Source organism: Acinetobacter sp. SFA, from assembly GCF_001647535.1.
Taxonomy (GTDB): domain Bacteria; phylum Pseudomonadota; class Gammaproteobacteria; order Pseudomonadales; family Moraxellaceae; genus Acinetobacter; species Acinetobacter pecorum.
Map to the genome: position 1 here is coordinate 159344 of NZ_LSZI01000021.1, position 13148 is coordinate 172491.

Genomic DNA, 13148 nt, shown 5'->3' on the forward strand with positions numbered 1-13148 from the left:
TACTAAATACGCTAAAAGTCTAATAACTCTGCGCTTGACCAAAGTCCTTTGCGAATTAAGCTCTTAACACAGCTTTTAATGGCCACTTTTGTGGCAAGACTTGCGGGAGAAAGCTCCTCTTCTGAGAGACTAATTAAATAGTTAATACGATCGAGCTCTGGTTCTACGACTTTGAGTAAACATATATCTGATTTCAAATAATCAAAGTGCGCACTGACCGGTTGAATGGTCGCCATATTTAAATTGCTGACACAATTCATCAATAAATGTAGGCCATCCACTTCATAGTCGACATCTAATAACTCCACCTTTTGATCTAAAAACTTCCGTAAACCATGTCTTTGGCTTGGCAACACTAAAGGTAACTGATTCACCCGATCTAAATCGATTTTTCCCTCATGAATGCATTGCTCATAACCATAGTTTTTGAGTAAAGAACGATTGGCCATCAGAAACATTTGTTCCTTTAATAGCGGTTGTACCGCCCAATTAACATCAACATCTTGGGTGAAAATAATGGCAATGTCTAACTGCCTTGAATTGACCAAATTGGTGAGATTTCCAGACAGACTTTCTACCAGATGAATTTTAATATCGGGATAGCGCTCTGACATCAATTGCATAAACGGTATACCCAAAACCGAAGCAATACTCGGTGAAAAACCCACGCTGACATGACCAGTTAAACGTGATGAATGCGCTGCTTCAACTGCATATTGGGCATGTCGAAGCACCAATTGGGCCTGTTTAAAAAATGCCAAACCTGAAGGTGTAGGTGTAACCCCTGTGGAAGTTCGCTGTAATAAGCGTGTCGATAATTCATCTTCGAGCTTAGCAATTTGCTGACTGAGGGCAGAAGTTCCAACATCAAGTTTTTGAGAAGCCTTCCCCAAACTTCCTGACTCAATAATTGAGACAAAATATTTTAATTGCTTTAATTCCATTTACTTCCCTCTTCAGCAATATCCACTATGTCTTGGCTTGCAATATAAACACTCAAGATCATCATGGATATACGACTTTTTTGGAAGAAAAATTACTCTAATTTTAAGATAATCCGAGACGGTGGCAGTTAAACTGATCTTTGAGCTGATAGAAAAAGAAACTTCTTAATTTTTCTGAAATTATATTGAAGGCGCTGTGAGTCAGGATTAATGTCTTTCTTGATTGAGGCTTTACATCACGTCGTCTACGTGCATCTTCTAGTGAAACTTCAGGATACGTACCAAGCGATACTTCATTGCGCTTATCCGTATATGGGCGGCTATAATTAAATATCCAATACCGACTCCTGTTCGGATCAACACGAAAATAGAGATTTCCGCCATCTGAAAGTTTTATTATTTTTCCTGGATCAGGTTTTGCTTTTTGGACTTCTAGAGCGGTCAATTTTGAGACTACGCGTTGCCATAATAACCAGGCAAAAAAAATGCAGTAAGACTAGCTTGCTGCATTTTTTACTACTTCATAACTGCCAATTTACGCCGAGTGTCAACGTGTTTCGTACAGTTAAATTCCAACATTAACGAATTTAATCAATAACTTAAATTGCGCTAACTCGTGTTAGATAGTCAAATTTGGCGGAAGCGGTGAGATTCGAACTCACGGAGGACTCACACCCTCGTCGGTTTTCAAGACCGGTGCATTAAACCGCTCTGCCACGCTTCCATGGCCGACATAATATAAACAAAAATCATGCTTGGCAAATATTTTTATGCTTTTACCGAATCAACTGCACAAAATAAAATCAATTCAATTAATCTTCTGAATTTTCTGGCTTTTCATAGCGAATTGAATTAATGAACCAGAGCTTCTTTCCAGAGGGTGTCAGCACCTCGGCCTCATCATCAATCTGCTTGCCCAGTAAGGCGCGTGCCATCGGCGAATCAATCGAAATATGCTGCGGATGATGATCATAAATTTCATCTACTCCTACAATGCGCAAAGTCTTTTGTTCACCTTCTTCATTTTCAATGCCCACCCAGGCGCCAAAATAGACCTTGCCTGCCTGCTCTGGAGAAAAATCGACAATTCTCAGCTCTTCCAGACGTTTTCCCAAATAGCGAACCCGGCGGTCAATTTTGCGTAAAAGTTGCTTGTTGTACTGGTAATCCGCATTTTCAGAACGGTCACCGAGACTGGCTGCCCAATTCACTTTTTTGGTAATTTCCGGACGTTCTTCATGCCAGAGATTCTTAAGTTCTGCCACCAATTTATCGTGTCCGCCACGAGTAATTAAGTTAGATTTCATACATCTTGCTGATCATATTTTCACTGTTTTAACTCACAAACAGCTTATTTTATTTACCATTTTAAAACAATGCCAAATTTCAAAAAATATTACTATTATATTTCAATAATTTAAAATTATTTTTAAAAATAATTTGTGTACAAAATTTGACAATCGTTTTTCAGATCATTAATATGCCAACAATTTCCGGAAATGCTTACTTTTTAAACTATGTAGTTTTTCTACATAATTATCTTTAAATCTCTTGTCATTTTGAATGACGTCATGACTGCCCAACCCTTATTGAATTTATCAAACTGTTAAAATCTCTGGCTGTTTTAGCTGTGATTTTTAGGGCATAAATTACTTTGTAGCGGAGACAACATGCACAGTAGTTCATCCACTGGGTCGAGGCTTTGCCTAAGATCTGTAATTTCCTCTCTCCCTTTGAAAGTACTTGTACTGAGCACTGCATTTATTCCACTACACAGTATCAATGCAAGTAAGACCACACTCCAGTTTGATCATGTGGTAAACAGCAATAAGTTAACCGTAGTTGCGATTGCGAATCCGACTACTGTATTTCAGGATGGGCAACATCTGCATGGCTTTGGTTATGATCTGGTTCGCAACTATGCCAACAGCCTGAATGTAAAGCTCAATTTTAAGATTGTTCCTGACAATCAGACCGCCCTACAGTGGGTTGCGCAGGGCAAAGCCAACCTGGCCATGACCACGACCGATTTAAGTGCAATTGAAAATAAGAAATTGACCTCATTTTCAGCCACGTGTGGAGATCAGTCAATTCTGGTAAATAATGGCCTGAATACCAATTTAAATCTGGTATTTAAATCTGCCACCGATCCTTTAAGCCAGACTGCCAGTGCGTTTATCTGTAAAGGCAAACAAAGCGGTGCCATCAAGCAGCTTGCTTCATTTTATAATCAGAATGTGGTGAAAGAGGAATCCTGGACAACCATTCAACGTGACTTGAGCAACCGACTGCCGATGTATAAAGCTAGCTTTAAACAGACCGCACAGCAATATGATCTGGATTGGCATTTACTGGCCGCCATTGGTTATCAGGAATCTTATCTGAAACCAAATTCGGTTTCTCCAACAGGTGTTCGCGGCTTGATGATGCTGACCAACAGTACAGCCAAAGCCATGGGCGTGAGTAACCGTACTGATCCGGCTCAAAGTATTCAGGGTGGTGCCAAGTATTATGATCAAATGCTTAGTCGCTATGATCATATTCCATTTCCAGATCGGAACTGGTTTGCACTAGTAGCTTATAATATGGGCCCAGGTGCAGTGAATCAGTTGCAAAAACGTATCCAGTCACAAGGCAAGAACCCGGATAACTGGGTCAACCTATATGCCTATCTGGATCAGAATAAAGCCAATAATGGTCGTTACCGTCAAGCAGTACAATATGTAACTCGTATTCGTGCTTATCTGGAACATATCAAGACCACACCGCAATTGGTGAATATCTAGGTTAACCCTGCACATTGATCACAATGCCATAAAAAAAGCTTACCTTAGGGTAAGCTTTTTTCGTCTTTATTCGAGCAAATCCCAGCAAGAATTAAGCCGTAGTATTTTCAAGCACTTTCTTGAACAGGTCTTTCTGTTCCTGACTTGGCTTGGCAGTTTGAAGTGCCATCAATTGTGACATATCACCCTGTACTTTGATTTTGCCAGTCATGAACGCCTGCATTGCAGCAGCCATGTCAAATTCCAGGAAAACTTTACGTAAGGTTTCGCCATCCATATTCAACGTGGTTTTGGCGTTTGAAGACAAACCTTTTTTGATTGCCCCACCATCTAAAGAGAGTTCAGTATTACCTGTAGTGTCCGCTACAACCAAATTAATCGCAAGGTTCGCCAAAGCCGGTGGCAGATTCAAATCGCCAGCTTGCGCAGTTAGAGTTTCTACAGTTGAAAACCAATCATCAGTTAAAAAAGCAGGCATGATCTTTCCTCAAATTATTTGTTCATTTGTGTCGGCTATCCAGACGACATCATGTTGAAGCTATTATGCTTGTGCTTTGTTATATCATGATCATTAGCGCAAAGGCTAACGAATTTTGTACGCGCCGTTCAATTTTTGTAGTTCTATTTTATTTCTATTTACAGCACAGACATCAACCCGCAGGCTAATGTCTGCAAATTCTAAAACTATTCTGCAGCAAAGCCCAGATTGACCATATTGATCCGGCGATTCTCCCCTTCCACGGCTTCTTCAGTCGAATCACTGCCTTTGAAGTCGAATTCACGCTGGCTGTCCAGCACTTCAAAATCAAATAATTCACGATCGACCAGCTGCGATGGCGAGACATTTTGCAAGGCACCAAAAATACTATGTAGACGTTTTGGATGTGCTTTATCCCAATCACGTAACATGTCATTGATAATTGCGCGCTGCAGATTGTCCTGAGAGCCACATAAATTACATGGAATAATTGGAAATTGGCGCATTTCTGCATATTTGATGATGTCTTTTTCTTCCACATACGCCAGTGGACGAATCAGAATATTCTTTTTGTCTGAAGACAGCAGTTTCGGTGGCATCGCCTTCAAGCTGCCGCCATGGAACAGGTTCAGGAAAAAAGTCGCCAAGATATCATCACGATGATGGCCTAAAGCAACTTTGGTCGCACCAATTTCTTGTGCAAAACCGTATAAAGAACCACGACGCAAACGCGAACAGACGGCGCAATAGGTTTTGCCTTCAGGTGTCAGCTTCTTGGTGATGCTGTACGTGTCTTTTTCCAGAATGTAATACGGAATGTTATTTTCTTCTAAATAACGCGGCAATACATCTTCCGGAAAACCTGGCTGTTTCTGGTCCAGATTGACGGCCACCACATCGAAGTTGATCGGTGCAATACGCTTGAACTGCAGCAGGATATCTAGCAGGGTATAACTGTCTTTACCACCAGAAATACACACCATGACCTTATCGCCTTCTTCAATCATCTTGAAATCACGAATGGCATGTCCGACCTGGCGGCGAAGCTTCTTCAACAAACGGTAGTAGGCTGAGCTTGTTGGCAATTCAGGTTTGAAATTAAATCCTTGTTCGGACTCAACTGGCGAGTACATAGACGAGATTAACCCATAAATAAAAATACCGCGCAATTTTAGCCGATTCGGCCCCGTATCGCATCAAAAGAATTTATTTTCATGAAAATGTCTTATTAATTTCATTTTCATGTTTTATTTAGATTGATATATTGAACGATTGCGTTCACTTTTTAGGCAAAATGCTTATCTTTTGGACTTTTCCACAGTTGTCCACAAAAGCTGTGGATAACTTTGTGGATTGAAACAGGCTTGACAACTTGTCCGGCTCAAAAGATAAGGCTTTTCTTTAAATTGATCATTTTTTGATCAATTTAATTATATATAAAAATCAACAACTTAAACCTGTCAAGCCTAAGGTTTTAAATTAAATCATATTTTTTTTTCTACTGCTAAAATGTAAAAAATGACTTGCATTTACAAACTCGTTTATAAATGCAGCGCACAAGTCTTTTCATTCCGTAATTTTTTGTTAAACTCTTGATTAAATTTTTCTCTATTGTGTTTACTTAATATAAACAATGAAAATAAATGTACATGTTTTGGGGCGTTATGGGATCAGCAGCTTGCTATTGGCAGGTTGTTGTCATTTTGTTTATGCCGGTCAAACGATTTACCAGTTACGTGACAGTAATGGCAGTACTTTATTGACCAACAAGAAAAGTCGCTATAATCACTTACAGGTAGAAAAGAAGACTTATTATCCAGACAGCAATATTCACAGTTATAGCAACTGGGGCTCTAGTGAAGCTTCCGTGTTGCCGAGCTATAGTAGAAATAAAAATGCCTATGACTCGATTATCCGTCAGGCATCCCAAACTTATGGCGTTTCTGAAGGCTTGATTAAAGCCGTGATGCATACTGAATCTGGTTTCAATGTACATGCGCGTTCACCAGTCGGTGCACAGGGCTTGATGCAACTCATGCCGGCCACTGCCCGTCGTTTTAATGTCAGCAATGCCTATGATCCCCAGCAGAATATTATGGCGGGCGCCAAATATCTGGCCTGGTTATTGAAACGTTTTAATGGCAATACCAGTCTGGCACTGGCTGGTTATAATGCCGGTGAAGGCAATGTCAGCAAATACGGTGGTATTCCGCCCTTTCGTGAAACCCAGGACTATGTGCGCCGTGTGACCAGTCGCTATCAGAATCTGTATACCGAAGGCCTGAGCACCAATAGTATTTCACCTAGCCCTGCGTCGAGTCAGGGGCGTATTATTGCCAGCTCCGACAATTACTCCACGGGCTCCACCACCGCTTCCAATATTCAGGCTGCCAAGTATCAGCGTCAGATCATCGCACAGGCCGATGGCAGTTTCACGGATGCACCCGCAGGCTCTTATGCCACTGCAAATGCAACGGCATCAGCAAAGATCTATTTGAGTGAATAATCTCTAAACAGCTTTATTTTTAAACACCTATGTTTTAATTCGAACAAAAAATACCCTGTATTTTTTGTAGCCAAATGCTATTTTTTCCTTGAATTCTTCTCAATTTCGCCTCATATTGATTTCAATGATTTACATTTAATAATCAGATTATTTTTCTGTAATAAGAGGATTTCTCAATGATGCGGATTGGTTTGTTCTTGCTAACCAACCTCGCGGTACTGGTTGTAGCTGGCATTATCTTGTCACTCTTCGGTGTCGGTAGTTACCATGGCGCAGGTGGCTTGAATCTAGGCAACCTGTTGGTCATCTGTTTTGTGTTCGGTATGGTCGGCTCAATCATTTCCCTGTTCATGTCTAAATGGATGGCGAAAAAAACCACGGGTACTGAACTGATTGACCCGAATGCTCCTCGTAACCAAGCTGAAGCCTGGTTACTCCATGAAGTTGCACAGCTTTCTCAGCGTGCAGGCATTAAAATGCCGGAAGTGGGTATTTTCCCTTCTTACCAGTCCAATGCCTTTGCCACTGGCTGGAATAAAAACGATGCTCTAGTTGCGGTATCAACCGGCTTGCTTGAGCGTATGAACAAAGACGAACTTCGTGCTGTATTGGCGCATGAAATCGGTCACGTTGCCAATGGCGATATGGTGACTCTTGCCCTGATCCAGGGTGTGGTGAACGCCTTTGTAATGTTCTTCGCACGTGTCGCAGGTGATTTTATTGATCGCAATGTCTTTGGTCGTGAAGATGGTGAAGCTCCGGGTATTGCCTATTTCGTGATTACTATTGTGCTAGATATCGTGTTCGGTATTCTTGCGTCGTCTATTGTGATGTGGTTCTCGCGCCACCGTGAATACCGTGCCGATGAAGCAGGTGCACGTCTGGCTGGTAAACAGGCCATGATTTCAGCATTACTACGCTTACAGGCAGAATCTGAAATGCCAGATGCCATGCCGAAAGAAATGAAAGCATTTGCGATTTCTGCGGGTAAAGAGGAAGGTTTTAGCCTTGCTGCATTGTTCCAGACGCATCCAAGCATCGAACAGCGTGTCGCTGCATTACAACAGCTTGATTGTGCTTAATCTAAAACATGCACAAGTAATACCCATATTAATTCAAAAAAGCCTGCAGTAATTGCAGGCTTTTTTATTGGATTCATTCGCGTATTCTTTAGCTCAATTTAATCAGCTGATCCATTGATACAGCGCCATAATGCCCCATCCGATCGCGAAAACAAACAGGATCAGGAATATGGTGCCCAAAATATCCGGGATATGAATCCAGATCCAGGCCACGACACGATTCCGCCAGAAAGCAGATTGCTGCTGTTTACGTTCCAGACTTTCATGCAGAAATGGATGTACCACATGCCGGTCGCTGCTAATCTGATATTCCTCACGTATATGCAGATGCACGACATCCAGCGCCTTGCGACTCGGCCGGATAAAAATATCAAAGACGGTACCAGCCACAGGAATAAATCCAACCACTGCATCTATTACTGCCAGTTTCATGACCGGATTGAGTTTGGCGCTCGGCACCCCGATCTGTTTGGCCTTATGAATGGCATAACAGGTCAACACAAAACCGGCAATATCTCCAGCAACCGGGATCGTACTTAAAGCCGCATCTGCTCCCACGCCTTGCTTGGTAAACGGAATACGCACCACTGAATCCATCATATTGGCAAACTTGGCCAGATCACGTTCCAGACGTATCACTTCTTGCTGGCTTAGTTTTGTTTTTTGTTGAGGATGAGGCATGTATTTTTCCAGAAATGAAACCAATGTAATTGAGCATAAAGTATTTTTTAATTTAAGGTGTATCCAGTTGTAGATTAAAATAGTAATTTAGATGCAATAAATAAATAGATGATCACACCAGTGGCATCACAGATTGAAGTAACCAGTGGTGCTGAGGCACTGGCCGGATCCAGCTTTAATTTATTGAGTATAAATGGCAAGCTCATGCCGATCAGACAGCCCATCAGTACAATACCAAGCATACTTAAGGCCAGCACCACAGCGACCATCCAGTCACCTCTTATATACCCCAAGATGGATACGGCAATCGCCATGGTGCCTCCCAGACATAAGGCAACCAGAGATTCACGTCCAAGCAGACTAAACCAGTCCTTAAACTGCACATCGCCTGTGGCTAGGGCGCGCACCATCAAGGTAGCGGACTGGGAACCTGCATTTCCGCCACTGCCGACCAGTAGAGGCAGGAAAAATACCAGCACAATATGGGAGGCGATAATCTCTTCAAAATGCGCAATCCCAATTCCAGACAATAGACTCCCGAAAACCAGTATCACCAGCCAGAATACCCGTTTCTGATACAGGCTAAAGATCGGTGCAGTTTTCAGACTGAGTTCGTTCAAAGGTGTGACGGCACCAGATTTCAAAATATCCTCAGTACTTTCAGCCTCCGCAATATCCATGGCATCATCATAGGTAATAATGCCGACCAGCTTCTGTGCAGCATCGACTACCGGTAAGGCAATAAAATCATAATAGGCCAAGGTACGGGCGACCTGTTCCTGGTCTTCATCGACTGTGGCATACACCACATCCGTAGTCATGACTTCGGCAATCGTGGCATCCGGCGCTGCCTGGATAATCTGCCGCAAGGAAATCACACCCAGTAGATGCTGCTGCGCATCTACAATATAGATCAGATATAAAGTGTCATGATTTCCGGCAATATCACGCAGTACTTCGATCGCCTGATGCATATTAAGTTCCGGCGCCAGTGTGATAAAGTCCGAACTCATTAAGGCACCAGCCGTTTCCTCCGGATAGGCATGCAGCTCTCGCAGCACCTGCAGCGACTGAGTAGACAGCTTGCCCAGTAATTGCTGCTGTATTTCATAAGGCATCTGCTTATATAAATCAATAAAATCATCTGAATGCATGGCATCCATCAGACTGGCCAGCTGATCTGGAGGAAACTGGTAAGCCAACTGGATTTGCATGGCCAGTGGCAAGAACTCCAGCACCTCGGCCTGCCGCTCTAGCTGCTGAAATTGCAGATAGCGTTCCGCAGGTCCAAGTTCCGACAAAATTCTGGCCTGATCGGCAATGTTTAACTGCTGTAGAAGTTGGTGAATATTATTGTTCCCAGTAAGCAGAGTTTCATGTAACTGCTGTATTTTTTCTTGATGCTGCATTCCCATACCATTATTTGTTGCAGGTATGAAAGCTACCCGCCCTAGAGTGAGTATTCCTGATTTTCTAGATTGATTTGTATAACTTTATTTGTTGCTTTGACACGAAACAGAGTTCGAATCAAGACAAACATAAATGGAATAAAGAACAGTACCAGAATGGTCGCAAAGATAACCCCTCCAAAAACACTGGCACCAATTTCCTGACGGCTAATCGCACTCACCCCTGTCGCAAAAATTAGAGGAAGTACACCGGCAGCAAAGGCTATAGAGGTCATCAAAATAGGACGTAAGCGCAAACTTGCGCCCTCCAAAGCTGCAGCTAAGGTGGTTTTGCCTGCCTGCTCTGCCTGTGCGGCAAACTCCACAATCAAAATGGCATTTTTACAGGACAGGCCGATGGTCGTCAGTAAAGCAATGTGGAAAAAGATGTCATTGGCGAAACCAAAAGCCCAGCAAAATAAGATACTGCCACCTATCCCTAATGGAATGGCACTGATGACTGCCGCAGGAATTGTCCAACTTTCATATAAGGCCGTTAAGCACAGGAAAATAAATGCGATAGAAATAATGTAAAGGAAAATGGCCTGACCACTGCTGCGCTTTTCTTCCAGTGCGGCTCCGCTCCAGGCCAGGTTCACACCTTCCTGTTCATCGACCAATGTTTCAACATCCTGCATGGTCTGACTGGAGAATTTGTCTTTTGGAATGCCGGCATAGACCGGAACGGCATTATAGCCCATATAGCGGTTAATACTGTTTGGACCACCCTGCCAGTTAAGGCTGCTAAACTGGTTAAAAGACAACATTTCACCTTGGTTATTTCTGACATGCCAATGGGCCAGGTCTTCAGGTTTGGAACGGTATTCAGCTTCACCCTGCATAATGACACGCTTAATCTGCCCACGATCAATAAAGTCATTGATGTAGGTACCACCCCACGCTGCAGCCAAGGTAGTGTTGACATTTTGCTGGGGAATAGCATGCTTCAATACGCGCTCAACATCGAGTTGAATATTTAGCTCAGCACTCTCTTTGGGCTGGTCCAACTGTAAAAATTCAATGGATGCTTGTCCTTGGGCGCGTGACTCAATCTGGCCAAATGCCTCCTGTAAAAACCCGGCCCCTTTATAATCCAAATCTTGTAACCAGAAATCTACGACTCGCCCATTACTCGACATGGACGGTGCCATAAAGAAAATCTGGGCATTGGCATGATTGGCAAAGTGTTTCTGGGCGCGATCTACCATGGCAAAAACCGAATCTTCGGGATTTTTACGTGCTGCCCAGTCCTTCAATACCACAAAGAGCTGCCCACGATAAGGCCCCACACCGACGTTATTTCCGCTATACCAGACGCCGATACTCTTGATGCGTTCCGATTCATGCTGCATTAAATAGTCTTGCACTTCACGTCCTACTTTCTCAATCTCGGAGCGTGGCACATTACCGGGCATTACGATCTGTCCCATCACAAAGCCCATGTCTTCAGTAGGTATTAAACCTTCAGGTAAATTTTTATAAACCCATCCAAACCCCAGGATACAGATACCGAACAATGCCAACATGCCGAATTTAAATCGCATGCTTCCTGCAGACACTTTCTGGTAGCCTGCATTGAGCCGATCCATACCACGATTAAAACTTCGCGCCCAGCGTGCTTGATGAGTTTTGCGTTTAAGCAGTTGTGCTGCAAATGTCGGGGTAATAATCAAGGCAACAAATAATGACAGCAACATGGCCACCACCAAAGTGATGGAAAATTGCCGATAAATCACGCCGGTGATACTGCCAAAGAATGCCATGGGAATGAATACTGCAGTCAACACCAATGTAATGCCGACCAGTGCCCCGCTCATTTCCTGCATCGACTTTAAGGCCGCAGCTTTGGCATCCAGATTTTCTTCATGCATCAGCCGTTCAATATTTTCAACTACAACAATGGCATCATCCACCAATAGGCCAATCGCCAGAATCAGGGCGAATAAGGTAAAGCTGTTCAGGGTCATCCCCAAAACATACAACACGGCAAATGTGGCCAGAACCACAATCGGAATGGTGACAGCAGGAATAATGGTGGCCCGCCAGTTCTGCAGGAAAATAAACATCACGATAATCACCAGAAAAATGGCTTCAACCAGTGTTTTGGCCACCTGTTCAATGGAACCGGTAATAAATGGCGTTTTGTCCATGGTCATACGCAACTGATAGTGTGGCGGCAAATTGGCTTGCGCATTTTTTAATACCGCCTGAATCTGCTCCGAGACAGCAAGGGCATTACTACGAGGGGCCAAAGTAATGGATAAAGCTGAAGATAACTGACCATTGGTATAGTTAATGTGGTTATAACTTTCTGCACCAAGTTCTACTCGCGCAACATCTTTTAAATACAGCAATGAACCGGAATCAGTCGTTTTCACAATGATCTTTTCAAATTCCTGAACACTGCTTAAACGTGAACCACCACTTACCTTGGCATTGAGATATTGACCCTCGAGGGTTGGCAAACCGCCTATCGCACCTGAAGCCAATGGTGCATTCTGGGTTTCTATGGCATTACGGATATCGCTGGGCATCAGGTTGAATTGATTTAACTTGTGGGGATTGAGCCAGATCCGCATGGCATAGCCAGCACCATACAGCTCGATCTCCCCCATACCCTCAATACGTGACAGACGAGGTTCTACATGCACCATCAAATAATCTGAAAGTTCGGTTATGGTACTTTGACCACTTTCATCATATAAACTTAACAGCGCAAACTGATCATAACCTGACTTATAGACATTGACCCCGCCTTGCTGGGTTTCTTCCGGCAAGCGACCCAGTACACCATTGACGGCGTTTTGCACCTGTAACTGGGCTTGATCCAGATCGACCCCTTGTTCAAATTGCAAATCAAGTTGAGCACGTCCTACCGAACTGCTGGAATGAAAGGTTTCCAGGCCTTCAATCCCTTTGACTGCCTGTTCCAGAATCTGGGTAACCGATTGCTCAACAGTTTCTGCCGATGCTCCACGATAGCCTGCATAAACTCCTAGTGCTGGCGCATCCATATTCGGCATATGTTCAACGGGAATTTTTTGCAGGGCAAATATTCCCAGGCTCATCATGAAAATCGCAATAACTGCTGCAAATTTGGGACGATAAATAAAAAAGCGCGACAACATAAACTAGAAATCCCCATCAGATGCATTCTCACGATGCATTCTGTTATCAATAGATGATTTCTATAGCAATTTTTAAACCATGCTGCAAAATTAAC

At 43.1% G+C, this 13148-nt stretch carries 11 protein-coding genes and 1 tRNA gene; 3 read left to right on the forward strand and 9 right to left on the reverse strand.

The genetic code is table 11. The annotated features are described in order from the left end of the window. Positions 1-11: 11 nt before the first annotated feature. From AY607_RS13825 to greB, 4 genes are all read right to left on the reverse strand, one after another. The gene (locus tag AY607_RS13825) at positions 12-944 is read right to left on the reverse strand and encodes a LysR family transcriptional regulator (protein ID WP_064102848.1); all 933 of its coding nucleotides are present in this window, start codon (positions 942-944) and stop codon (positions 12-14) included. A gap of 103 nt (positions 945-1047) precedes the next feature. Beyond that, positions 1048-1389, reverse strand: a complete 342-nt coding sequence (locus tag AY607_RS14900; protein WP_171255314.1) for an Arm DNA-binding domain-containing protein — start codon at positions 1387-1389, stop codon at positions 1048-1050. 189 nt (positions 1390-1578) lie between these two features. Beyond that, a tRNA-Ser gene (locus AY607_RS13830) sits at positions 1579-1668 on the reverse strand. 88 nt (positions 1669-1756) lie between these two features. Next, on the reverse strand, positions 1757-2251 hold the full coding sequence (greB, locus tag AY607_RS13835; RefSeq protein ID WP_064096309.1) for a transcription elongation factor GreB: 495 nt from the start codon (positions 2249-2251) through the stop codon (positions 1757-1759). Positions 2252-2614: 363 nt separating this feature from the next. Between greB and AY607_RS13840 the strand changes: the two genes are divergently transcribed. After that, positions 2615-3730, forward strand: coding sequence for a transglycosylase SLT domain-containing protein (locus AY607_RS13840; protein WP_064096310.1), 1116 nt, complete (start codon positions 2615-2617; stop codon positions 3728-3730). A gap of 91 nt (positions 3731-3821) precedes the next feature. Here AY607_RS13840 and AY607_RS13845 read toward each other — a convergent pair whose 3' ends face one another. Next, entirely contained in the window at positions 3822-4208 is a 387-nt protein-coding gene (locus AY607_RS13845; protein WP_004280536.1) for an SCP2 sterol-binding domain-containing protein, read from the reverse strand. Positions 4209-4414: 206 nt separating this feature from the next. Continuing rightward, complete coding sequence (gene ttcA / locus AY607_RS13850) at positions 4415-5341, reverse strand: tRNA 2-thiocytidine(32) synthetase TtcA (protein WP_064096311.1); 927 nt, start codon at positions 5339-5341, stop codon at positions 4415-4417. A 500-nt stretch (positions 5342-5841) separates the two neighbouring features. Between ttcA and AY607_RS13855 the strand changes: the two genes are divergently transcribed. Together AY607_RS13855 and htpX are read left to right on the forward strand one after the other, a co-directional pair. Further along, positions 5842-6714, forward strand: coding sequence for a lytic transglycosylase domain-containing protein (locus tag AY607_RS13855; RefSeq protein ID WP_064102849.1), 873 nt, complete (start codon positions 5842-5844; stop codon positions 6712-6714). A 176-nt stretch (positions 6715-6890) separates the two neighbouring features. Further along, positions 6891-7796, forward strand: a complete 906-nt coding sequence (gene htpX / locus AY607_RS13860; protein ID WP_064096313.1) for a protease HtpX — start codon at positions 6891-6893, stop codon at positions 7794-7796. Between the two features lie 102 nt (positions 7797-7898). On the opposite strand, the gene AY607_RS13865 is transcribed toward htpX, so the two are convergent. From AY607_RS13865 to AY607_RS13875, 3 genes are all read right to left on the reverse strand, one after another. Then, positions 7899-8477 carry a DUF4112 domain-containing protein gene (locus AY607_RS13865; RefSeq protein ID WP_064102850.1) on the reverse strand — a complete coding sequence of 193 codons (579 nt, stop codon included), beginning with the start codon at positions 8475-8477 and terminating at the stop codon, positions 7899-7901. Between the two features lie 74 nt (positions 8478-8551). Further along, entirely contained in the window at positions 8552-9886 is a 1335-nt protein-coding gene (gene mgtE, locus AY607_RS13870; RefSeq protein WP_064096315.1) for a magnesium transporter, read from the reverse strand. Positions 9887-9927: 41 nt separating this feature from the next. Continuing rightward, the gene (locus tag AY607_RS13875; RefSeq protein ID WP_064096316.1) at positions 9928-13053 is read right to left on the reverse strand and encodes an efflux RND transporter permease subunit; all 3126 of its coding nucleotides are present in this window, start codon (positions 13051-13053) and stop codon (positions 9928-9930) included. Positions 13054-13148: the final 95 nt, after the last annotated feature.

Coding starts and splice junctions, on each gene's coding strand:
- AY607_RS13840 (WP_064096310.1), top strand. CDS start 2,615: ATGCACAGTAGTTCATCCACTGGGTCGAGGCTTTGCCTAAGATCTGTA.
- htpX (WP_064096313.1), top strand. CDS start 6,891: ATGATGCGGATTGGTTTGTTCTTGCTAACCAACCTCGCGGTACTGGTT.
- greB (WP_064096309.1), bottom strand. CDS start 2,251: ATGAAATCTAACTTAATTACTCGTGGCGGACACGATAAATTGGTGGCA.
- AY607_RS13875 (WP_064096316.1), bottom strand. CDS start 13,053: ATGTTGTCGCGCTTTTTTATTTATCGTCCCAAATTTGCAGCAGTTATT.
- mgtE (WP_064096315.1), bottom strand. CDS start 9,886: ATGCAGCATCAAGAAAAAATACAGCAGTTACATGAAACTCTGCTTACT.
- AY607_RS13845 (WP_004280536.1), bottom strand. CDS start 4,208: ATGCCTGCTTTTTTAACTGATGATTGGTTTTCAACTGTAGAAACTCTA.
- AY607_RS13865 (WP_064102850.1), bottom strand. CDS start 8,477: ATGCCTCATCCTCAACAAAAAACAAAACTAAGCCAGCAAGAAGTGATA.
- AY607_RS13825 (WP_064102848.1), bottom strand. CDS start 944: ATGGAATTAAAGCAATTAAAATATTTTGTCTCAATTATTGAGTCAGGA.
- AY607_RS13855 (WP_064102849.1), top strand. CDS start 5,842: ATGAAAATAAATGTACATGTTTTGGGGCGTTATGGGATCAGCAGCTTG.
- ttcA (WP_064096311.1), bottom strand. CDS start 5,341: ATGTACTCGCCAGTTGAGTCCGAACAAGGATTTAATTTCAAACCTGAA.